The sequence below is a fragment of the Gymnodinialimonas sp. 57CJ19 genome, from assembly GCF_038396845.1.
Lineage (GTDB): Bacteria > Pseudomonadota > Alphaproteobacteria > Rhodobacterales > Rhodobacteraceae > Gymnodinialimonas.
The window spans coordinates 1,557,476-1,578,300 of sequence record NZ_CP151587.1 but is presented as its reverse complement, the minus strand read 5'-3'; the positions used below and the strand labels follow the sequence as shown (position 1 = coordinate 1,578,300).

The 20,825-nt window shown below is 62.3% G+C and carries 20 protein-coding genes; 16 read left to right on the top strand and 4 right to left on the bottom strand.

What is annotated here, in order from left to right; genetic code table 11:
• Positions 1-87 precede the first annotated feature (87 nt).
• On the top strand, positions 88-1,248 hold the full coding sequence (locus AADW23_RS07740) for an ATP-binding protein (protein ID WP_341863931.1): 1,161 nt from the start codon (positions 88-90) through the stop codon (positions 1,246-1,248).
• Between the two features lie 45 nt (positions 1,249-1,293).
• Here AADW23_RS07740 and AADW23_RS07735 read toward each other — a convergent pair whose 3' ends face one another.
• Together AADW23_RS07735 and AADW23_RS07730 are read right to left on the bottom strand one after the other, a co-directional pair.
• Complete coding sequence (locus tag AADW23_RS07735) at positions 1,294-1,722, bottom strand: DUF1801 domain-containing protein (protein WP_341863930.1); 429 nt, start codon at positions 1,720-1,722, stop codon at positions 1,294-1,296.
• A 78-nt stretch (positions 1,723-1,800) separates the two neighbouring features.
• On the bottom strand, positions 1,801-2,460 hold the full coding sequence (locus AADW23_RS07730; RefSeq protein ID WP_341863929.1) for an SDR family NAD(P)-dependent oxidoreductase: 660 nt from the start codon (positions 2,458-2,460) through the stop codon (positions 1,801-1,803).
• 252 nt (positions 2,461-2,712) lie between these two features.
• On the opposite strand from AADW23_RS07730, the gene AADW23_RS07725 reads away from it, so the two are divergent.
• From AADW23_RS07725 to AADW23_RS07690, 8 genes are all read left to right on the top strand, one after another.
• Positions 2,713-4,272: a 2-isopropylmalate synthase gene (locus tag AADW23_RS07725; protein WP_341863928.1), complete on the top strand. Its 1,560-nt coding sequence runs from the start codon at positions 2,713-2,715 to the stop codon at positions 4,270-4,272.
• Between the two features lie 111 nt (positions 4,273-4,383).
• A complete protein-coding gene (gene wrbA, locus AADW23_RS07720; RefSeq protein WP_341863927.1) occupies positions 4,384-4,974 on the top strand; it encodes an NAD(P)H:quinone oxidoreductase in 591 nt (196 codons plus the stop codon).
• 141 nt (positions 4,975-5,115) lie between these two features.
• A complete protein-coding gene (locus tag AADW23_RS07715; RefSeq protein ID WP_219003819.1) occupies positions 5,116-6,156 on the top strand; it encodes a rod shape-determining protein in 1,041 nt (346 codons plus the stop codon).
• Between the two features lie 37 nt (positions 6,157-6,193).
• Entirely contained in the window at positions 6,194-7,138 is a 945-nt protein-coding gene (gene mreC, locus AADW23_RS07710; protein WP_341863926.1) for a rod shape-determining protein MreC, read from the top strand.
• A complete protein-coding gene (locus tag AADW23_RS07705) occupies positions 7,135-7,662 on the top strand; it encodes a rod shape-determining protein MreD (protein WP_341863925.1) in 528 nt (175 codons plus the stop codon). The genes mreC and AADW23_RS07705 overlap by 4 nt, the downstream gene beginning before the upstream one ends.
• 31 nt (positions 7,663-7,693) lie before the next feature.
• Positions 7,694-9,643, top strand: coding sequence for a penicillin-binding protein 2 (gene mrdA / locus AADW23_RS07700; protein WP_341863924.1), 1,950 nt, complete (start codon positions 7,694-7,696; stop codon positions 9,641-9,643).
• Positions 9,640-10,779 carry a rod shape-determining protein RodA gene (rodA, locus tag AADW23_RS07695; RefSeq protein ID WP_341863923.1) on the top strand — a complete coding sequence of 380 codons (1,140 nt, stop codon included), beginning with the start codon at positions 9,640-9,642 and terminating at the stop codon, positions 10,777-10,779. Before mrdA ends, rodA begins: the two co-directional genes overlap by 4 nt.
• An 11-nt stretch (positions 10,780-10,790) precedes the next feature.
• The gene (locus AADW23_RS07690; protein ID WP_341863922.1) at positions 10,791-11,735 is read left to right on the top strand and encodes a glyoxylate/hydroxypyruvate reductase A; all 945 of its coding nucleotides are present in this window, start codon (positions 10,791-10,793) and stop codon (positions 11,733-11,735) included.
• Between the two features lie 95 nt (positions 11,736-11,830).
• Here AADW23_RS07690 and AADW23_RS07685 read toward each other — a convergent pair whose 3' ends face one another.
• Both AADW23_RS07685 and AADW23_RS07680 read right to left on the bottom strand, forming a co-directional pair.
• Entirely contained in the window at positions 11,831-12,604 is a 774-nt protein-coding gene (locus AADW23_RS07685) for an SseB family protein (protein ID WP_341863921.1), read from the bottom strand.
• On the bottom strand, positions 12,601-13,185 hold the full coding sequence (locus AADW23_RS07680; protein WP_341863920.1) for a uracil-DNA glycosylase family protein: 585 nt from the start codon (positions 13,183-13,185) through the stop codon (positions 12,601-12,603). Before AADW23_RS07680 ends, AADW23_RS07685 begins: the two co-directional genes overlap by 4 nt.
• A gap of 76 nt (positions 13,186-13,261) precedes the next feature.
• On the opposite strand from AADW23_RS07680, the gene AADW23_RS07675 reads away from it, so the two are divergent.
• The 7 genes from AADW23_RS07675 to AADW23_RS07645 all read left to right on the top strand — a co-directional run bounded on the left by AADW23_RS07675 (position 13,262) and on the right by AADW23_RS07645 (position 20,750).
• On the top strand, positions 13,262-13,609 hold the full coding sequence (locus AADW23_RS07675) for a metalloregulator ArsR/SmtB family transcription factor (protein ID WP_341863919.1): 348 nt from the start codon (positions 13,262-13,264) through the stop codon (positions 13,607-13,609).
• Complete coding sequence (locus AADW23_RS07670) at positions 13,602-14,627, top strand: permease (RefSeq protein ID WP_341863918.1); 1,026 nt, start codon at positions 13,602-13,604, stop codon at positions 14,625-14,627. The genes AADW23_RS07675 and AADW23_RS07670 overlap by 8 nt, the downstream gene beginning before the upstream one ends.
• 61 nt (positions 14,628-14,688) lie before the next feature.
• On the top strand, positions 14,689-15,951 hold the full coding sequence (locus tag AADW23_RS07665; RefSeq protein WP_341863917.1) for a Na+/H+ antiporter NhaA: 1,263 nt from the start codon (positions 14,689-14,691) through the stop codon (positions 15,949-15,951).
• Positions 15,952-16,125: 174 nt separating this feature from the next.
• Positions 16,126-16,785, top strand: coding sequence for an ATP-binding cassette domain-containing protein (locus AADW23_RS07660; RefSeq protein WP_341863916.1), 660 nt, complete (start codon positions 16,126-16,128; stop codon positions 16,783-16,785).
• On the top strand, positions 16,763-18,547 hold the full coding sequence (locus tag AADW23_RS07655; protein ID WP_341863915.1) for a capsule biosynthesis protein: 1,785 nt from the start codon (positions 16,763-16,765) through the stop codon (positions 18,545-18,547). The genes AADW23_RS07660 and AADW23_RS07655 overlap by 23 nt, the downstream gene beginning before the upstream one ends.
• 41 nt (positions 18,548-18,588) lie before the next feature.
• Positions 18,589-19,422 (top strand): 3-deoxy-8-phosphooctulonate synthase, encoded by an 834-nt coding sequence (gene kdsA / locus AADW23_RS07650; protein WP_341863914.1) that lies wholly within the window; start codon positions 18,589-18,591, stop codon positions 19,420-19,422.
• Entirely contained in the window at positions 19,422-20,750 is a 1,329-nt protein-coding gene (locus AADW23_RS07645) for a mechanosensitive ion channel family protein (RefSeq protein WP_341863913.1), read from the top strand. The genes kdsA and AADW23_RS07645 overlap by 1 nt, the downstream gene beginning before the upstream one ends.
• Positions 20,751-20,825 lie beyond the last annotated feature (75 nt).

The window sequence follows — 20,825 nt, the reverse complement described above, 5'->3', positions numbered from 1 at the left end:
ACGGCGGCACGGCGGGTCAACTCGCAACCATTTGTTAATTTATTTCTGGCACCCCTAGCCTGGGACCAAGGCGCGAAAGGCCCCCAGATGGCTAAGCAAGAGACTTTTGACACTATCGACGCGATGGAGCGGCTTATCGCGTGGGTAGATGGCATTGATGTGCCGATGTGCGTCATTGCGCTACGTCCTGGTGACCGTTTGGAATTTGTCCATGCCAACGCCGCGTTAAGCCGTGTCGCCGGTATCCCCTTAACAGAATTGGTAGGCGAAGCTTCATTGGGCAAGTTCCCGCGCCGCATGGTCGACCGGTTCGAGTCGAATATTCGCCAGTGTCTGGCCGGACATGAGCCGACTTCCTACGAAGAATGCACCATGTTGGACGGGAAAGAGACTTGGTGGCAAACGACCCTGTCCAAACCCTCTGGCTTTGGCGGAAAGGTCGTCCTGAGCGTGACCGCCTCAATCACCGGGGCCAAGGAAAGAGAATTTGCCGCCGCCGAGGCATTGGCAGACATGGCCGAACGCTTCGATGAATTGCGCTTGTTCACCACGATGGCGGCCCATGACGCCCGCAGCCCTCTGGCGACCGTGTCGAGCTTGATTGAACTGGTGCTGGAAGATGTCGAGGACGACGCCGATGGCAAGTCCGAGCTTCTGCGCATGGCCTTCGACACGGTGGACGAAGCCTTGACGCAGATCACCGCGACACTGGAACGCGCCCACGCGTTGGAGCGGGAAACACCGCCCCATAGTGCCGTCGATCTAGGCCGCCTTTGCGTCGATATTGCCGCAATGGTGGATCCAGAAAAGGCCTTGGCCATCGAAACACCGAAGGCCCACGTGGAATGTGACGAAGTGTTGGTCCAAATGGCGGTGCGCAACCTGATGACTAACGCGGCCCGTTTCTGCGACCACCACATCACCGTGGCCCTGTCCGATGACGCGCCACGGGGATTCGTTCACATGGACGTCGCCGACGACGGGCCAGGTCTGCCCGAAGGGACGACGTTGCAAGACCTCACCCAGAAAGGAGAGGAGCGAAGCGGTGCCCACGGCTTTGGGCTGCGCGGAATTGCCAAGCTCGTGACCAGTCGCGGTGGCGCTTTCGAGGTTTTGAAAACCGATGGGGCCGAAAACATGTCCGGGGCGCGGTTTCGGATCGCGTTACCGGGGCGCATCCTTCCGCGACCCCTGCCGGCTGCCGCGCCGCCTGCGCCCGATGCCAGTATCGCTGTGGTGGGCCTGTAGCCGAATACTTTGCGGAAGCATCGCGCCGGACCGCACCTGCGCCTCTTACTCAGGTTTCACGGGCCAGATACCGTCCAAATCACGCAATCCCGCCCGGATGATCTCTTCCAGCACGCTCAGATCAATGTCCGCCAGCTTGTTCACATACAGGCACGACGCGCCCTTCTTGTGCTTGCCCAACCGCGCCAGCATGTCCCCGAAATCCGCATAACCGGGCATGATATAGATCGACAGGTTCGCCTTGCGCGGGCTGAACCCCGTCGCCAGAGAAGAACCGGACCGACCAGATTTATAAGTGTAATCGTAGCGGCCATAGCCAATGATCGTAGGTCCCCACATGCGCGGCTCGAACCCGGTCACCCGGCGAAACAACGCGTCGAGAGCTTGGGCATCGGCGCGGCGGGTGGGATGTTCGACCGCGTCGATGAAGCTGCCAACATCCGCAGCCGTGGCTTTTGTCTTGTTCTCAGCCATTTGCTTGCGCCCTCCGCTTGCTTGAACTCAGCCTATCACAGGAAGCGCGGTCTCAGGAATGTCGGAGGTGCAGCCCTTTCACCAAGGGATCTCGGTGCCCGAGTAATCCACAAACACGCCCGTTCGCGTCGCCCCTTCCATCACATCGCAGAGCATGGCAGCCGTCGCGTCAGCAGGAGTGGTCTTGTGGGTCGCCGCATAATCCGCCGTGAAGGGCGTGGCGACCGTGCCGGGGTGCATGGCGGTGACGATGGCGTCCTTGTGGGTGCGCGCCAGTTCAATCGCTGCGCCTCGGATCAGCATATTGGCCGCCGCCTTGGAGGCGCGGTAGCTATGCCACCCGCCGATCCTGTTATCAGTGATCGAGCCGACCCGCGCCGTCAGGATCGCCGTGACCGAGCGCCCTTTTCGAGGCAAAAGGCGGGGCAAGTGCCGCAGGATATTGGCGGTGCCGATCGTGTTCACCGCAAAGACACGGGCCATGGTGTCTGCGTCGATGGCGCCTAGCTGCTTCTCGGGCGTGGCCCCCTCCGGCGCAAGAATACCGGTGGCCACAAAGACCGTTTGAAACGGCCCCTCCAGCCCGCCGAGCACACGGTCCACGCTTTGCGCATCGCTCACGTCCAAGCCGTCACCGCGCCGCGACAGGGCCGTTACATCACCGCCGCGCGCGCGCATTTCATCTACCATCGCCCGCCCGATCCCGCCGGAGGCACCTATAACCAGAGCTTTCATCATATTTCCAAAACTAGCGGGCGGTCGCACCGGGTCAAACGTCGCGCGGTCAATTTTAGGGTTTTCAAGCGGCGCGGGATCAGTATTGTCTGCGCCCATGACCACTTGCCCGCATATCATTGTTCCGACGGCCTCGCTGCCGTCTGCGCTGCTTGGTCTCCTCCTCCTTAGCCGCCTCTGAGCGTGCCTGTTGGCGCGACCGCTCAGAGGGGAAACCGCGCCGGAGACACCACCACACATGCTAAGGAAACCGATATGACCAACGAAAACCGCGTCCTGATTTTTGACACCACCCTGCGCGACGGCGAGCAATCGCCCGGTGCCACCATGAGCCATGATGAGAAGCTGGAGATTGCCGGCCTGCTCGACGACATGGGCGTCGATATTATCGAGGCCGGGTTCCCGATCGCCAGCGAAGGCGACTTCAACGCCGTGTCCGAGATCGCCAAGAACTCGGTCAATTCAACGATTTGCGGCTTGGCGCGGGCGAACTTCAAGGACATCGACCGCTGCTGGGAAGCAGTGAAACACGCCAACTCGCCGCGCATCCATACGTTCATCGGCACCTCGCCCCAGCACCGGGCGATCCCGAACCTGACGATGGACGAGATGGCCGACAAGATCCACGAAACCGTCACCCACGCGCGCAATCTGTGCGACAACGTGCAGTGGTCGCCAATGGATGCCACACGGACTGAATGGGATTTCCTCGCCCGCACCGTGGAAATCGCGATCCGGGCCGGGGCCACCACGATCAATATCCCCGACACCGTGGGATACACCGCGCCCGAGGAAAGCGCTGACCTGATCCGCCGCCTGATTGCCGAGGTTCCCGGCGCCGATGAGATCATCTTTGCCACCCACTGTCACAATGATCTGGGCATGGCGACCGCCAACAGCCTTGCCGCCGTCGCAGGCGGGGCGCGCCAGATTGAATGCACAATCAATGGTTTGGGTGAACGCGCCGGTAACACAGCCTTGGAAGAGGTCGTGATGGCGATGAAAACCCGCCACGACATCCTGCCCTACACCACCAAGATCGACTCGACCAAGATCATGCACCTCAGCCGCCGCGTGGCGACGGTTTCGGGCTTCAACGTGCAGCCCAACAAGGCCATCGTCGGCAAGAATGCCTTCGCGCATGAGTCGGGCATTCACCAAGACGGGATGCTGAAAAGCGCCGATACGTTCGAGATCATGCGCCCCGAAGATGTGGGTCTGGTCGAGACGAATATCGTCATGGGCAAGCACTCGGGCCGGGCGGCGTTGCGATCCAAGTTGAAAGACCTGGGCTTTGATCTGGCCGACAACCAGCTGAACGATCTGTTCGTGCGGTTCAAAGCTCTGGCAGACCGCAAGAAAGAGGTCTTCGATGATGACCTGATCGCGCTGGTCACGGATGCGGGCAGCGATGGAGAAGGACATCTGGAGGTTAACTTCCTGCGTGTCGTTTGCGGCACGGAAGCACCCCAAACGGCGGAATTGTCCCTGCGCGTGGGCGATGAGGACAAGCAGGCGACTGCGCAAGGTGACGGCCCCGTGGACGCCGCGTTCAACGCGGTGAAAGCCGTCTACCCGAACGAGGCCGTCTTGCAGCTGTATCAAGTGAGCGCCGTGACCGAAGGCATGGACGCACAGGCCACCGTAACCGTGCGGGTGGAAGAAGACGGGCTCATCGCGACGGGCCAGTCGGCGGATACCGATACGATCGTGGCCAGCGTAAAGGCCTACGTCAACGCGCTCAACCGCCTGATTGTCCGGCGAGAGAAGACCGGGGGCGACGTGGCCGAGGTCAGCTACAAAGATGTCGGCTGATCGAAAAGGGTTCCCGCTGATTTGCGCACAGCAGATGTGTGGGAATGCCGGTGGAGGGGCGAACCCCTCCACCATAGTTGTTCATGAGTGTTCTAACTGAAAGGAAGCCTCATGTCCGATGCCAAGCTCGCGATCGTATTTTACTCAACCTATGGCACGAACCACGCCATGGCCCTCGAAGCTGCCGATGCGGCGCGCGAGGCGGGTGCAGAGGTGCGCCTGGTAAGGGCGCCCGAAACAGCGCCGCAGGACGTGATTGACCAGCAGGAGCCCTGGAAGGCGCAACAGGAGAAGATGGCGGACATTCCCGAGGCGACGGCCGACGACATGGAATGGGCCAACGCCTATCTGTTCATCGGGCCAACCCGCTTCGGTGTCATCGCCAGCCAGATCCGCTCGTTCATCGACACGCTCGGCGGGCTCTGGCAGAACGGCGCGCTAGCCAACAAGCCGGTGTCGGCCATGACCTCGGCGCAGAACCCGCACGGCGGAATGGAAACCACGCTGCTCAGCCTTTACGTCACCTTCATGCACTGGGGCGGCATCATCGTGGCCCCGGGTTACACGGACCAGTCGGTGTTCGACGCCGGCGGCAACCCTTACGGCACTGTCACCACTGCGGGCAACGTGAGCGATGAGGCCAAAGCGGCCGCGCGCCATCAAGTGCGTCGTCTGGTGGAATACGCAGACAAGCTTGCCTGACCCCACAAGGCGGTTCCGTGCCGATGCCATTGCTCTGCCCCCCTTGCAGCACGAGGGGGGCAAAGGCTATATGCCGAGTCTGTGGCGGGCGTCCCTGGACAAGGGAGGCCCCTTTTTGAATTGACGATTGGACCGCGCCCCATGGTTGGATTTTTCAGCAACCTGTTTTCTTCTGACATGGCGATTGACCTCGGGACCGCGAATACGCTGGTCTATGTGCGCGGTCGTGGTGTCATTTTGAACGAGCCTTCGGTGGTGGCCTATCAGGTCAAGGACGGCGTCAAGAAGGCGCTGGCCTTTGGCGAGGATGCCAAGCTGATGCTGGGGCGGACGCCCGGTTCCATTCAAGCCATTCGCCCTATGCGCGACGGCGTGATCGCGGACTTTGACGTGGCTGAAGAGATGATCAAGCACTTCATCTCGAAGGTGCATAAGCGCACTACGTTCACCAAACCCAAGATCATCGTTTGTGTTCCCCACGGCGCGACGCCGGTGGAAAAACGCGCGATTCGCCAGTCGGTTCTGGGGGCGGGTGCGCGTAAAGCGGGCCTGATTGCAGAGCCGATTGCAGCCGCCATCGGCGCGGGCATGCCGATCACCGACCCGACCGGCTCCATGGTTGTGGACATCGGCGGCGGTACCACCGAGGTGGCGGTTCTGTCGCTGGCCGACATCGTTTACGCGCGGTCCGTGCGTGTGGGTGGTGACCGGATGGATGACGCGATCATCAGCTACCTGCGCCGCCAGCACAATTTGCTGATCGGCGAAGCCACGGCCGAGCGGATCAAGACCTCAATCGGGACCGCACGGATGCCCGACGATGGCCGCGGCGCCTCGATGCGTATTCGCGGGCGGGACCTGCTGAACGGTGTCCCGAAAGAGACCGAGATCAGCCAAGCCCAAGTGGCCGAAGCCCTCGCCGAACCGGTGCAGCAGATTTGCGAAGCGGTCATGGGTGCGTTGGAAGCCACGCCGCCCGATCTGGCCGCAGACATCGTGGACCGGGGCGTGATGCTGACCGGTGGCGGCGCGTTGTTGGGAGAGCTGGACTTGGCCCTGCGGGAGCAGACAGGTTTGGCGATCAGCGTGGCGGACGAGAGCCTCAACTGTGTGGCACTCGGCACGGGTAAGGCGTTGGAGTACGAAAACCTCCTGCGTCATGCGATTGATTACGATAGCTAAAGCCCCGCCGCGAAAAAGTTTCCCCGAAAGGCGATAGATGGCCCGGGACAGTTACGACGATTCCTATTCCCGACCCGTCCGGCGTTTGCTGTTGGCGGTGCTGGTGATATTGCTGTTCGTCTTCGTCCTGATCTGGCGCATCGACAACCCGCGTGTGGAACGGATGCGCGCCGCGGTGATTGACCGCTATGTCCCCAACATGGAATGGATGATGGCCCCGGTCACAGGCATCGCGCGGATGGCCGAAGATTTCCAAAGCTACGCCCGCCTGTTCGAGCAGAACCAGGAACTGCGCCGAGAGTTGCAGCAAATGCGTGCCTGGCGAGAGGCCGCTTTGCAGTTGGAACAGGAAAACGCTCGTCTGCTGGACCTCAACCGCGTGCAACTGGACCCAGCGCTGACCTTTGTGACGGGGATCGTGCTGGCCGACAGCGGCTCTCCCTTCCGGCGCTCGGTGTTGCTGAATGTGGGCGCGCGCGATGGCATTCTTGACGGATGGGCCACGATGGATGGCTTGGGCGTTGTCGGGCGAATCTCGGGTGTGGGCGAAAGCACCAGCCGGGTGCTGCTGCTGACCGACGCGGCAAGCCGTATTCCGGTGACCATCATGCCCTCGGGCCAACAAGCGCTGTTGATGGGGGATAATTCCGGCACGCCGGTACTCGATTTCATCGACGACCCGCAGGATGTGGCGGCGGGCGATCGGATCGTCACCTCGGGCGATGGCGGGTTGTTTCCGCCGGGTCTGCTGGTGGGACAGGCCGTGTTCACCTCGGACGGGCGGATGCGGGCGCGGTTATCCGCCGATCTGCGACGACTCAATTTCATGCGGGTCATGCGCAGCCACCCCGGCACCACCCTGGATACACCCGCCGACCTTATCGGCCCGCCGTGGCCGCCCGAGGGCATGGCGCTGGACGAGGACGGCGGCTTGGTGCCCGCGGATGCGGTTGGCAGTGAAGCGCCTGAAGCCACCCCATGAGCGTCTTTTCCGCCCGTCACATCTGGACCTACCGCGCCGCGTTCTTCGGATTGAGCCTGGGCATCATCACGTTGAAGCTCTTGCCGTTGAACCTTGCTGCATCGGGCATTCCCGGTCCCGATCTGCTTGTTTTGCTGGCTTTTGCGTGGATGGTGCGCCAACCCTTGCTGGTGCCTATCGGCCTGCTGCTTGTCGTGTTCTTACTGGCCGATTTCCTGTTCATGCGTCCGCCTGGCCTGTGGACGGCGCTCATGCTGATCGCCGCCGAAAGCCTGCGCCGTCGTCGCCTGACGATGACGGAACTGCCATTTCTGGTGGAATGGAGCATGGTTGCCGCGATGGTGTTGGGCATGGTTTTGCTCAACCGCCTGATCATGTGGATGTTGCTGGTGGAATTGGACTCTCTCGGGCTTACCTTGGCTCATGGAATTGTGACGGTCGCGGTCTACCCGATCGTGGTTGCCATCTCGAAATTCGTGTTCCGAGTCCGTAAACTCGGCCCGACGGAGCTTGAAGCTCTCTGAGTCGCTTTAATCCCAGGTCTGCATCGCCCCCATGAAACGAACCGTCAAAGAGCTTGAAGACAGCGCCCGCCAGATCGGGCGACGCGGGTTGATCGTGGGCGGCCTGTTTCTGGGCACCTCGGCGGTGCTGGCCGGTCGGATGCGGTACTTGCAGGTGGAACGCGCTGACGATTTCCGCCTTCTGGCGGAAGATAACCGCATTTCCATTCGCGTGTTGCCCCCGGAGCGCGGGCTGATCTTTGACCGCTCGGGCGTGTTGATCGCAGGCAATGAGCCCGTCTACCGCATCACTTTCGTGCGCGAAGATGCCGATGACGTGGACGCGGTGCTGGATCGCCTGAGCCAGATTGTGACGCTGGACATGGAGGGGCTTGCCCGAAAGCGCGAGGAAATATTCGCCGTGCGCCCCTGGGTGCCCGTCACCATCGCCGACCGCCTGAGTTGGGAAGAAATGTCCTCGGTCGCGGTGAACGCGCCCGCCCTGCCCGGCGTGAACCCCGAAGTCGGCCTGTCGCGCGCTTATCCGATGGGCGCGGACCTCGCCCATGTGGTGGGGTACGTGCGCAATGTGCCCGATGGCTACCGCAATGAGACAGGCGACAGTGATCCGGTCCTGAGCATTCCCGACTTTCAGGTCGGCCTGTTGAACGTGGAAGAAGGTCTGGAAGAAACCCTGCGCGGCAACGCCGGCACCAAACGAGTGGAGGTCAACGCCAATGGCCGCGTGATGCGAGAGTTGGACCGCGACCCCGCCGTCGCGGGCGGCGACGTGCAGTTGACCGTGGACGCCGGTCTGCAAAATTACGTCGAGGCCCGCCTGACGGGCGAAAGCGCGGGCGTTGTGGTGATGGATTGCCAGAACGGCGACATCATGGCGTTGGCCTCGGCCCCCTCCTACGACCCGTCGATCTTCACCCGCCCATTGTCGGCCACGATCTACAACGGCTTGCTGAACGACCCCTATCGCCCGCTGTCGAATAAATCGACCCAGGGCCTTTACCCGCCGGGATCGACCTACAAAATGATCGTGGCTTTGGCGGCGCTGGAAGGCGGCTTTATCTCGCCCGACGAAACCGTGCATTGCCCCGGCTATATGGAGGTCGGCAACCGCCGCTTCCACTGCTGGAGCCGAGGTGGCCATGGCCGCGTGGACCTTGCCCGCAGCCTGGAGCAATCGTGCGACGTCTATTATTACGAGCTCGCTCAGCGCGTGGGGATCGAGAACATCTCGGCCATGGCGGTCCGGTTGGGCTGCGGCGTGCGCCATGATTTGCCCCTGTCCTCCATCGCGCAGGGCCTTGCGCCAACGATGGCATGGAAGCGCCAGCGCTATGACCAGGATTGGGTGGTGGGCGACACGCTGAACGCCTCCATCGGGCAGGGGTTTGTCTTGTCGTCCCCGCTGCATCTTGCGGTGATGACCGCCCGCATCGCCTCGGGCCGCGCGCTGGAACCTTCCTTGGTCCGCTCCCTCAACGGGTTGCCGCGCCGTGGGGAAGCCGCGCCTGATCTGGGGATTGATCCCGAACATCTGGCGCTGGTCCATCGCGGCATGTGGCGGGTCAGCAATAGCTCGCGGGGCACGGCATACCGCAGCCGGGTTATGAGCGATGAATATGCAATCGCGGGCAAGACCGGCACCAGCCAAGTACGCAACATCACGGCTGCCGAACGCGCGGCCGGGGTCATCAACAACCGCGACCTGCCCTGGGAACGGCGCGACCACGCACTGTTCGTGGGCTTCGCGCCCTTCGATAACCCCCGCTATGCGGTTTCGGTCATCGTGGAGCACGGCGGCGGCGGGTCCACCGCTGCGGCCCCCATCGGCCGCGACGTGCTGCTACGGGCCCAAGTGGGCGACGTCCCCCCGTCCGACCTTTACCCCGTCAGCCAGCGCCGCGGCATCCAGCAGATGCACGATAGCCTTCCGATCCTGGAGACCCCTCCCGTGCCATCGGGAAGGGAGCCGCGCCGCGCATGAGCTTTCTGGAGTACAACGTCAAATCTACCCCCACAGGCTGGCGCAAGATCCTGCACCTGAACTGGGCCTTGGCGCTGCTGATCACCTCGGTCGCGGCAGTGGGCTGGCTGATGCTCTATTCTGTCGCCGGAGGCTCGTTCAGCCCCTGGGCCGAGGCGCAGATGATCCGCTTCGCGCTGGGCTTCACCGTGATGCTGATGATCGCCATGGTCCCGATCTGGTTCTGGCGCAACATGTCCGTGCTGGCCTATATCGTCGGCCTGATCCTGTTGCTGTGGGTGGAGTTCTTCGGCGTGTCCGGCGGCGGCGCCCAGCGCTGGATTGACCTTGGCTTCATGCGCCTACAACCGTCCGAAGTGGCGAAAATCACCGTGGTGATGATGTTGGCCGCCTATTACGACTGGCTCGATCTGGGGAAGGTGTCTCACCCGCTCTACGTGGCCATTCCTCTGGCGATCATCGGACTGCCGGTGGGGCTGACATTCATCCAGCCGGACCTTGGGACATCCATGCTGATCCTGATGGGGGGCGGGTCGGTGATGTTCATGGCGGGAATGCATTGGCTCTACTTCGTGTCAGTCATCGGCATCGCGGTGGGCGCCGTGTCAGCGGTCTTCGCCAGCCGAGGCACGGGGTGGCAACTGCTGGCTGATTACCAATACGGACGAATTGATACCTTCCTTGACCCCTCCTCCGACCCCTTGGGGGATGGCTATCACATCACCCAAAGCCAGATTGCCCTGGGCTCAGGCGGGTGGACCGGGCGCGGCTATATGCAGGGCACCCAGATCCAAGGGGATTTCCTGCCCGAAAGCCATACCGACTTCATCTTCCCCACATTAGCCGAGGAATTTGGCTTCATCGGCGGCGCTTCTCTTCTACTGCTCTACGTGTTGATCCTCGTCTTCTGCATCGCCACCGCGATGATGGCCCGTGATCGCTATGCGTCCCTCATGGTGATGGGCGTCGCGGTGACCTTCTTTCTCTACTTCGCGCTGAATATGGCGATGGTGATGGGCCTTGCCCCCGTGGTGGGCGTGCCGCTTCCGCTGGTCAGTTACGGCGGATCGGCGATGTTGGTCTTGATGGCAGCCTTCGGTTTGGTGCAATCAGCCCATGTGCACCGCGCCCGCTGAAGGAACTGCCCATGCCCGCCCCAAACATCCTCTTCGCCGCCAAATCCGAGCGGTGGATTATCTACGAGCCCCACCTGCGCCACGCCCTCGCGGCGGCAGGCATCAGCGACACGGGACTGACGACTGACACCGACACCCCGGCCGAGATCGACTATATCGTCTACGCCCCCAATTCCCCGGTACAGGACTTCACGCCCTACACAGGCCTCAAGGCCGTGCTGAACCTCTGGGCCGGGGTGGAAGAAGTTACCGGCAACACCACCCTCAAAGCGCCCCTCGCCCGGATGGTGGACACGGGCCTGACCGAGGGCATGGTGGAATGGTGCGTTGGGCACACCCTGCGTCATCACCTCGGCATGGATACCCATCTCCAAGGGCAAGACGGCACCTGGCGCAACGACAGCGTCCCTCCCCTGGCCCGCAACCGCCCCGTTACCGTCCTTGGTCTCGGCGCTTTGGGGCAAGCGGTTGCCAAAGCGCTCCACCAACTGGGCTTCCCGGTCAGCGGCTGGTCCCGCTCCGCCAAGACCATCGAGAATGTGCAAACCCATCACGGCGACAACGGCCTCACCGCGGCACTCTCTGAGGCGCAAATCGTCATCCTCCTGCTGCCCGACACCCCCGCGACCGAGAACATCGTCAACGCCGACACCCTCGCCGCGCTGCCCAAGGGGGCCATACTCATCAACCCCGGCCGTGGCCCCTTGATCGACGATGCGGCGCTCCTCTCTGCCCTCGACAGCGGCCATATCGCCCACGCCACCCTCGACGTGTTCCGAACCGAGCCTCTGCCCGCGACCGATCCCTATTGGGCCCACCCCAATGTCACCGTCACCCCCCACATCGCGTCCGAGACGCGCCCGGACACGGCCTCTCAGATCATCGTTGAAAACATCCGCCGCGGCGAAGCAGGAGAGCCCTTCCTCCATCTCGTCAACCGTGACCTAGGCTACTGACACGCAACCACCCCTTCACCTTGGCCTTACACCTCCGGGGGTAGGCGCGCTTTTTCCCTGAAAAAGTCGCCAAGGGGGCTGGCCCCCTTCCCCCCTCACCGCAAACGCGGCGGGTTCTCCGGGTCGCTGCCCGGTGCTGCGGCCACGATCGGGTCCGCCAGTTGCGGCAAGTCAAACCGCAAGCCGACCTTGGCGAACGTGGCGCACATCGGGTCCGTGGCTTTGAAAAAGCCCACATCCAAACTGCCCGCCTCCAACCCCGAGAAACTCAGCGCGTCGCCGACCAATTGCGCCAATGCGCCCTCATAGCCGTCCATCGCCTCAACGAACGCCAGCAAATGCCCCCGACGTCCGTCGTCGTATTTCGTCGCCACCAAATAGGCCAACGACGCCCTCCCGTGGGTCGTCGCCAACCGCGCGTCCAGCGCTGTCAGCAAGGTTTCCGGCAAGCCTTCGGGCGGCAACACCTCATCGGGGCGGTCTTCTACGGCCTCGGGTGCTTGCGCCAAGGTGCCCGACAACCAGCCAATCGCCTCTGCCTCCAGCACCGTCTCAAAGTCCGTTCCCAAATTCACTGCCAGACCCAAACCAGCCTCCGCCAACATGCCCGCCATGACCCGGCCCGACATGCCCACAAACGGCGCCACATCGCCCGCGAAAGCGACCAATCGTTCTTCCCGATCGAAGGCCACCACCAGATCCGCGCCATCCACGGCAAAGACCTTGGGTTTGATGCTGTCGCCGGCGGCCTCTTCCTCCAGCAGCAAGAACATCTCGGACGCGGCCAGACGGTCGAACCACGCCAAGCGCAGCTTTGCGTCATCGGGGGCGGTTTCCATGACCGTGAAGGCCTCGTCCAATGGGGTCATCTTGCCAATTCCTCAGCCACTCGGGCGCGTAGGGCGGGCAAAAGCTCCTCCTCGAACCACGGATTGCGTTTGAGCCACGCGGTATTGCGCCACGAGGGATGAGGCAAGGGAAAGACGTCGGGCCCATGGTCGCGCCATGCTTCAACCCGCGCGGTTACGGTGGCCTTGTCGCGCAAATGCCACGCCTGGGCGTAGCCGCCCACCAAAAGGGTCAGCCGGACGTCTTCCAAAGCGCCCAGCACCGGGGCGCGCCATGTCTTGGCGCAGATCTTCGGCGGCGGAAGGTCCGATCCCTTCGCGTCATAGCCGGGGAAACAGAACGCCATCGGCAAGATCGCCACAAGGTCGCGGTCGTAGAACGTCGCCTCATCCACCCCCATCCAGTCGCGTAGGCGGTCGCCCGAAGGATCGGTGAACGGCCGCCCCGAGGCATGGACCCTCGCCCCCGGCGCTTGCCCCGCGATCAAGATACGGGCGCTGGGGCGAAACCACACCACCGGGCGCGGCGCGTGGGCCGAGTGTGTCTGCGCGAATCGTTCCGCACAAAGGCGGCACCCTGCGATGTCGTCCGAAATATTCATCGGTCCAATCTAGCCAACAGACACAGGACCGAAAGGGGGGTAGACGACAATTCCTTATTTCTATAAATATAGAAACATGAAACAAACAGCACCGCCCCTACCCGAAATCACCCTTGCCGCCACGGCCTTTGCCGCCCTTGGGTCCGAGCAACGCCTCGCCATCGTGCGCCGTTTGGTGCGCGCCGGCCCGGAAGGGCTGACCATGGGCGATTTGGGCAACGACGTGGGTGTCACCGGCTCTGTCCTGACCCACCACCTGAAACAACTCGTCTCTGCGGGGCTCGTGGCCCAACGCAAGGACGGTCGGCGTATCTTGTCGAGCATCGATCATACAGCAATCAACGCCCTCTCGGCGTTTCTCGTGGCGGAATGCTGCGCGGACGTGGCTTGGGACCTTTCAGAAAACGGACATAATCATGGCTGATCAATCCCTTACCCCCCGGCTGTTGCCCACGCTCTGGGGCCGGGTGGACCGTGTAGCGCTGACCGGCGTTCTCATCCTGCTCGTCCTTGCGCTTTTTGACCGCCCCGCCGTGGTGCCAACGATCGAGGAAACGCTAGAGCATTTCTGGGGCACCCTGCCCTTCATCCTCTTCGCGGTACTGGCCATCGGCTACATGAAGGCCACCGGGTCCGAGCGTCTGTTGGACGGCGCCTTTCAGGGCCGCGAGACCCGGATGATCCTGATGGGGGCAATCGTTGGCGGGCTCTCGCCGTTCTGCTCATGCCAAGTCATCCCCTTCGTCGCCGCGCTTCTGGCGGCGGGCGCACCGCTTTCGGCGGTCATGGCCTTCTGGCTTGCTTCGCCGCTCATGGACCCAGCGATGTTCTCGATCACTGCGGGCGGCATCGGCTTTGACTTCGCCGTGGCCAAGACCATTGCCGCTGTAGGTCTTGGGATCATGGGCGGATTGACGGTGAAACTGCTGGCAAACAGCGCCATCTTCGCTGACCCTTTACGCCAACAACCCGCCGCTATGGGCTGCTGTAGCGCCAAGAAAATGACCCTGAACTGGAAGTTCTGGCAAGAGTCTGACCGACGCAGCACCTTTGGGCGCACGACTTGGGACAACTTTCTGTTCCTGGGCAAATGGTTGATGTTTGCCTACCTGCTGCAATCGCTTCTGATCTCTTACGTGCCCGCGGACCTGATCGCTCGGGTCATCGGCGGCGACGGCCTGACGCCAATCTTTCTGGGGGCCTTGGTGGGAGCGCCCGCCTACCTCAACGGCTACGCCGCGGTGCCGCTGGTCGGCGGTCTGATGGAGCAAGGCATGAGCCCCGGCGCAGGCATGGCCTTCATGGTTGCGGGTGGTGTCAGCTGCATCCCCGCCGCCGTCGCTGTCTGGGCGCTGGTGAAACCGCGCGTCTTTGTGGCCTATATCGGCCTTGCCCTGACCGGCGCCGTGATCGCCGGGATCGGTTGGAGCCTTGTCGCTTAAGAGGATGGACGCATACCCCCCCATTGGTTAATCACCCGTGGAGCGACCAGTGGGGGCAGAAATGTATCGGGTTTGGGACTTCATCAACGGCTATTCGCTGCTTCTGATCACGGGCGCGATCATTGCGTTGGTTTGGGCGAATATCGACATCGCCAGCTACCACGGGTTTACCGAATACGTGATCTGGGCCGATGCCCCGATCGGCCATCTGCACGATGACGGCCAAGGCCACATCACCCGAGAGTTGACCCTGCATTACCTTGTAAACGACGTGCTTATGGCGCTGTTTTTCGCCATCGCCGCAAAAGAGGTGTGGGAGGCCGTGGTGCTTGAAAACGGCGCCCTGCGCGGCAAGAAGGCGGCCACGCCCCTGGTTGCAACCCTCGGAGGCATGATTGGGCCGATCTCTGTCTATCTCGGCATCGCTTACGTCTTGGGCTCCACCACCTTTGACGCAGTGGCCAACGGATGGGCCATACCCACGGCGACGGACATTGCCTTTTCCTACCTGATCGGTCGCATGGTCTTTGGCGCGGGCCACCCTGCGGTGCGTTTCCTGCTTCTGTTGGCGATAGCCGATGACGCGGCAGGCCTGCTGATTCTGGCAATTTTCTACCCCTCGGGCGACTTGGCCCCGGTGTGGCTTTTGCTGTCGTTTGGGGCGGCGATCAGCGTTTATGTGCTGGCGAACTGGCTGCCGCGCTACCTGGACCGAGGCGACCAGGTGCGCCGCCGCTCCACTTGGGCGCGCAAGAAATTGTCGTTCTGGCCCTACCTCCTGGCGGGCTGCGCCAGCTGGTACGGGTTCATGCAAGCGGGTTTGCACCCGGCTCTTGGGTTGTTGCCCGTTGTTCTGACAGTCCCCCACGCAGACCGCGCTTTTGGCATATTTTCCGCCGCCGAGGTGCATCTGCACGATCTTTTGAACACCATGCAACAGGCGCTGAAATACCCCGTCGAAATCATTCTTGGCCTTTTTGGCCTGATGAACGCAGGCGTGGCGTTCTCGGCGATCGGAGAACCCACCTGGCTGGTGCTGGCGGGGCTGTTGATCGGCAAGCCGGTGGGAATTTTCCTGTTCGGCTGGTTGGCCGCGAAACCCCTTGGTCTGGGGCTGCCCAAGGGCATGCGGATGATCGACCTTGTGGTGATCGGATGCGTGGCGGCCATTGGTTTCACCGTGTCGCTTTTCGTGGCCTCCGTGGCGTTTGAGGCAGGCCCGATTCAGGATGCAGCGAAGATGGGGGCGTTACTTTCATTCGGGGCAGCGGCCATTTCCCTGGTCATGGGCAAGCTCACACGGGTCCAGAAGCGTGCGCTTTGACCTCCGGGAAGGCTTGCAATAGTCCGCCGAGTTGCGACAATTCATCGAAAATTCCCTGTGATTGGTAAGGGAATAGACATAATACTGCCCCAATGGGGTGGTATGTTTCCAGAATGGTGACATCTCGCGCCTAAGACGAGATGCGCTGGCAGGCAATATTGGGCGACGCAAACGATGTTGGAGTTTTCAGGAGTTTCGAAATCCTTTTGGACCGGGGAGCGCCGTAAGGTGATCCTGGACCGGGCCTCTTTTCGTGTGGATATCGGCTACTCGATGGGCATTCTGGCCCCCAACGGCACCGGCAAAACGACACTTATCAACATGATGTGCGGGCTGGAAAAACCCGATGAGGGCACGATCACGCGCAACGCCCGCATCTCGTTTCCTCTGGGGTTCATGGGCGGCATCATCACCAGACTATCCGCAATGGAAAATGCCCGTTACATCGCGCAGCTCTATGGGCTGGACCCCGACTACGTGGAGGCATTTTGCCGTTGGGTTTGCGGGATCGAAGAATATTTCGATATGCCCGTGGGCACCTATTCATCGGGAATGCGGGGCCGGTTCAACTTCTCTCTCCTTTTGGCGTTGGAATTTGATATCTATCTGATTGACGAAGGGATGCCGAACTCCACAGACGCCGAGTTCAATCGGCGCGCCGGTGGGATCCTTGCAGAACGGCTGAAGAACGCGACCGTGATTATCGTGTCGCACCAGGCCACAACGCTAGAAAAATTTGCGCGTCGCGCGGCCGTTCTACGGGATGGCAAACTATATCAGTTCGACACGCTGGAAGAGGCCAAGCAGCTTTATGACTACGAAACCCAAAGCTAGGAAGTTCCGCATTCGTCGCACAGATGGCGACGCACCGGGCGGTGAGGCGCGGGCGGCTGAGGCCGCGGACGCGCGCGCGACAGCCACAGGAACAACCGCAAGCGCGGCGGCGGCGGCGGCAGCCGCCAGTGTCGCGGCAGCGCGCACACCCCGCGCGGCGCCACAGCCTACGGTGGAAGACACAAGCCTGCCTAGCCACACAGAAGACGGTTTCGGCGACATGGCCCTGCCGGGTTCAGCGGCCGCAGACCGAGCGCAAGGCGCGGCGCCCGCGGCGGCCAGCCCCCAATCCGAAGAGGCCGAACTGGCCGCTATCCGGTCCGAGGGTTTGACAGGGCGACAGCTGCGCATGGCGCGGCGTTCCGCCCAGAAACACGGGCTTAGCCCCTCGTCCGACTTTGACGCCGTGCGCCAGCTGCGCAAACGCGGGATTGATCCGTTTGGGCAATCCAACATGCTGGAACTGGTCATCAACGAAAACCAGAATACCACCGCGCCCGCCGGTGCCGCCGCCAGCGGCAACACGCTACCGGTGCGGGCCGCAACAGCCCAAGTACCCGCAACCCAAGTTGGTGCAGCCCCACCCGCAGGCGTCGCCCATACCGCCGAATCCCGCGCGGCCGAGATCATGGGCGTGCAGCGCGACATCGCCAATCGCCGTCGCCGCAAGTTGATCCAACTCGCTACCCGGCTGGCGCTGTTTGTGTTCCTGCCCACGATGCTAGTCAGCTATTATTACTACGCCGTTGCCACGCCGCTCTACGCCACCAACACGGAATTCGTGATCCAGAAGGCCGAAGCCTCGTCTGGCGGCAGCGGGCTTGGCGGGCTGTTGGGGGGCTCCAGCTTTGCGACGGTCCAAGAATCAATCACCGTTCAGAGCTATCTGGAAAGCCGCGAAGCGATGCTGCGGCTGGATGAGGAATTGGGCTTTCGCGATCACTTCTCGGGCGATGATATCGACCCGCTCGTGCGCTTGGCCCCCGATGCCTCGGACGAGCAGATGTATAGCACCTACCTGCGCAACCTGACGATCGGTTATGACCCGACAGAGGGCCTGATCCGCATGGAAGTCCGCGCAGCCGATGCCCAAACCTCGCAAGCGTTTTCAGAAGCGCTGATCGGTTACGCCGAAGAGCGGGTGGACCAAATGTCATCGCGCCTGCGCGAAGACCAGATGGCCGGGGCCCGCGAAGGTTTCCAAGAGGCCGAAGAACGGTCCCTGCAAGCGCAGATGCGCGTGTTGGAACTGCAGGAACAACGGGGCGTTTTGTCGGCAGAAGCCGAGGTAAACCAAGTGTTTAACCAGATCGGCGTCTATGAAATGCAGCTGACAGAGGAACGTCTGCGCTTGGCCGAGATTAACGCCGCCGCACGCCCCAATGCGACCCGCGTGCAAGTGGCGGAGGCCAATATCGCCCGCTATGAAACCCTGATCGCGCAACTGCGTGCCTCTCTGACCAATGAAACCGCGGGCGAGGTCTCCCTTGCGCGCATCCAATCGGAACTGGTGATTGCCCAAGCCGATCTGGAAACCCGTCAATTGATGCTGACAGAAGCGCTGCAAGCGATGGAATCGGCCCGCACCGAAGCGAACCGCCAGTCGCTCTATATTTCCATGGGTGTCTTCCCGATTGCCCCCGACGAAGCCGCCTATCCCAAGGCATTTGAAAAGACCCTGCTTGCACTTGTCGTCTTTTCTGGCATCTACCTTCTGATATCAATGACCGCCTCGATCCTGCGTGAACAGGTAAGCTCCTGATCCGCACCACCTCGGGGCCAATGGCCCCGGGGGACCGATAGATGAAAACGGTAGAGATCGGATCGCTTAGCGTCTCGAACGCGGCACCTTTGCTGGTAATCGCTGGCCCTTGCCAGTTGGAAAGCATGGACCACGCGCGGATGATCGCCGGGCATATGGCGCAGGTCTGCGCCGATGCGGGCGCGCAGTTCGTGTTCAAGGGCAGCTATGACAAGGCGAACCGGACCTCCCTTTCCGGCAAGCGCGGGCTTGGGATGGACGAGGGATTGCGCATCCTGTCCACTATTCGCGACGAATTCGGCTGCCCCGTGCTGACCGACATTCACACGCCCGAGCAATGCGCTCCGGTGGCCGAAGCCGTCGATATCCTGCAAATCCCCGCCTTCTTGTGCCGCCAGACGGACCTTCTGCTGGCCGCAGGCAAAACCGGTGCCGCGATCAACATCAAGAAGGGGCAGTTCCTCGCCCCTTGGGACATGCAGAACGTGGCCGAGAAGGTCGCCAGCACGGGAAATGAGCGCCTGATGCTGACCGAGCGGGGCGTTTCCTTTGGCTATAACGCGCTGGTGGCCGACATGCGGTCCCTGCCCGAGATGGCGAAAACCGGCTACCCGGTCATCATGGACGCGACCCACGCCGTGGCGCAGCCCGGTGGGCTTGGCGGATCATCGGGCGGACAGCGAGAGTTTGCCCCCGTGCTGGCGCGTGCCGCCGTGGCCTTGGGCATCGGCGGGGTGTTCCTTGAAACTCACGAAGACCCCGACACCGCGCCGTCTGATGGGCCCAACATGATCCGGCTGGATGATATGGCGGGGGTCATCAACACGCTGATGGCGCTGGACGCTGTCGCTAAAGCGAACCCGGTACGCCTGTGATGCGGGGGCTGCTCAAACCCCTCCTCGCTGCGCTCCTCGCAGTGGCCCTGTGCGGGCCGGTTCTGGCGCAGACGGAAGGCAGCCAACCCGACGGCACGATTGCCGTGGAAAGCGACCGGGCCCAGGATTTCGCCACCCGCGACCGGATCATGGATATTCTCGGCCAGCTTGAGGGCTACGATGATGTGCGCGCTACGGTTTCCAACGGGATCGTCACCCTGCGCGGCACGGTGGTGGACGCCACCCGCATCGCCGCCCTGAACGAGCTGGTCGCCCGTGTCGAAGGCGTGGTGGCGATAGAGAACACCGTCGCCGAAAGCACCGATGTGGTGGAGCGTCTGAACCCCGCCCTGCACCGCATGCAGGAACGCGTGGCACAGGCGATCGCCTTCTCTCCGCTGATCCTAGTGGCGCTGGCGGCGGGCGTCTTGATGTGGCTGTTCGGGTTCTGGCTGGCCAAGCGATCTTGGCCATGGGACCGAATCGCCCCCAATGCCTTTATCGCTGACATCTACCGCCAGATCGTGCGCTTGGCCTTCATCGTGCTTGGCATTGTGCTGGCGCTCGATTTGCTGAACGCGACGGCGCTTCTGGGAACGATCCTGGGGGCGGCGGGTATCGTCGGCCTCGCCATCGGCTTCGCCGTGCGCGACACGGTGGAAAACTTCATCTCCTCCATCATGCTGTCGATCCGCCAACCGTTTCGCCCCAAGGATCTGGTGGAGATCGAAGGCGATCTTGGCCACGTCATCCGCCTGACCAGCCGCGCCACGATCCTGCTAAGCCTTGATGGCAACCACATTCGCATCCCCAACGCGACGGTCTTCAAATCCCGCATCATCAACTATACCCGCAACGACGAGCGCCGCTTTACCTTCCTCGTGGGGGTCGATCCCGCCGCTGATATCGCCGAGGCTCAGCGGATTATCCTGGCTGCCCTGAAAGAATTGCCCTTTCTGCTGGAAACCCCCGGCCCCGGCGTCTGGGTGGAGGGGCTTGGGGCCTCGACCATCGACATCACGGCGGCGGGCTGGATCAAGCAGCACGAAACCGGCATCGGCATGGCCAAGGGAGAGGCCATTCGTGTGGTCAAAGCCCGCCTGGAGGCCTCAGGTATTGCCCTGCCCGAGCCCACATACCGCCTCCTTAGGGCCGAACAGCCTGCCAAAACCGATGCAACACCGGCCCCCGCCAAGCCCGCCGCGGCACAGGTCGAAGTGCAGAACGTGGGAACCGAAGAAGGCGTCGCATTGGAACAGATAATCGAGGCCGAACGCGAGGCCCTGCCCGATGATGACCTCCTCCGCCAGGAAGCTCCGCAAGAATAGCGGGAGTTCGGAGCAAAAAAACGCAATCGGGGACTTGATCCCGATGCCTCCGCGTCGTATCTCCAGCGGCGTAGT

What these genes read in the sequence shown, in the direction of transcription:
- AADW23_RS07740 (WP_341863931.1), top strand. Translation starts at nt 88, where the DNA reads ATGGCTAAGCAAGAGACTTTTGACACTATCGACGCGATGGAGCGGCTT.
- AADW23_RS07735 (WP_341863930.1), bottom strand. Translation starts at nt 1,722, where the DNA reads ATGGCTGAGAACAAGACAAAAGCCACGGCTGCGGATGTTGGCAGCTTC.
- AADW23_RS07730 (WP_341863929.1), bottom strand. Translation starts at nt 2,460, where the DNA reads ATGATGAAAGCTCTGGTTATAGGTGCCTCCGGCGGGATCGGGCGGGCG.
- AADW23_RS07725 (WP_341863928.1), top strand. Translation starts at nt 2,713, where the DNA reads ATGACCAACGAAAACCGCGTCCTGATTTTTGACACCACCCTGCGCGAC.
- wrbA (WP_341863927.1), top strand. Translation starts at nt 4,384, where the DNA reads ATGTCCGATGCCAAGCTCGCGATCGTATTTTACTCAACCTATGGCACG.
- AADW23_RS07715 (WP_219003819.1), top strand. Translation starts at nt 5,116, where the DNA reads ATGGTTGGATTTTTCAGCAACCTGTTTTCTTCTGACATGGCGATTGAC.
- mreC (WP_341863926.1), top strand. Translation starts at nt 6,194, where the DNA reads ATGGCCCGGGACAGTTACGACGATTCCTATTCCCGACCCGTCCGGCGT.
- AADW23_RS07705 (WP_341863925.1), top strand. Translation starts at nt 7,135, where the DNA reads ATGAGCGTCTTTTCCGCCCGTCACATCTGGACCTACCGCGCCGCGTTC.
- mrdA (WP_341863924.1), top strand. Translation starts at nt 7,694, where the DNA reads ATGAAACGAACCGTCAAAGAGCTTGAAGACAGCGCCCGCCAGATCGGG.
- rodA (WP_341863923.1), top strand. Translation starts at nt 9,640, where the DNA reads ATGAGCTTTCTGGAGTACAACGTCAAATCTACCCCCACAGGCTGGCGC.
- AADW23_RS07690 (WP_341863922.1), top strand. Translation starts at nt 10,791, where the DNA reads ATGCCCGCCCCAAACATCCTCTTCGCCGCCAAATCCGAGCGGTGGATT.
- AADW23_RS07685 (WP_341863921.1), bottom strand. Translation starts at nt 12,604, where the DNA reads ATGACCCCATTGGACGAGGCCTTCACGGTCATGGAAACCGCCCCCGAT.
- AADW23_RS07680 (WP_341863920.1), bottom strand. Translation starts at nt 13,185, where the DNA reads ATGAATATTTCGGACGACATCGCAGGGTGCCGCCTTTGTGCGGAACGA.
- AADW23_RS07675 (WP_341863919.1), top strand. Translation starts at nt 13,262, where the DNA reads ATGAAACAAACAGCACCGCCCCTACCCGAAATCACCCTTGCCGCCACG.
- AADW23_RS07670 (WP_341863918.1), top strand. Translation starts at nt 13,602, where the DNA reads ATGGCTGATCAATCCCTTACCCCCCGGCTGTTGCCCACGCTCTGGGGC.
- AADW23_RS07665 (WP_341863917.1), top strand. Translation starts at nt 14,689, where the DNA reads ATGTATCGGGTTTGGGACTTCATCAACGGCTATTCGCTGCTTCTGATC.
- AADW23_RS07660 (WP_341863916.1), top strand. Translation starts at nt 16,126, where the DNA reads ATGTTGGAGTTTTCAGGAGTTTCGAAATCCTTTTGGACCGGGGAGCGC.
- AADW23_RS07655 (WP_341863915.1), top strand. Translation starts at nt 16,763, where the DNA reads ATGACTACGAAACCCAAAGCTAGGAAGTTCCGCATTCGTCGCACAGAT.
- kdsA (WP_341863914.1), top strand. Translation starts at nt 18,589, where the DNA reads ATGAAAACGGTAGAGATCGGATCGCTTAGCGTCTCGAACGCGGCACCT.
- AADW23_RS07645 (WP_341863913.1), top strand. Translation starts at nt 19,422, where the DNA reads ATGCGGGGGCTGCTCAAACCCCTCCTCGCTGCGCTCCTCGCAGTGGCC.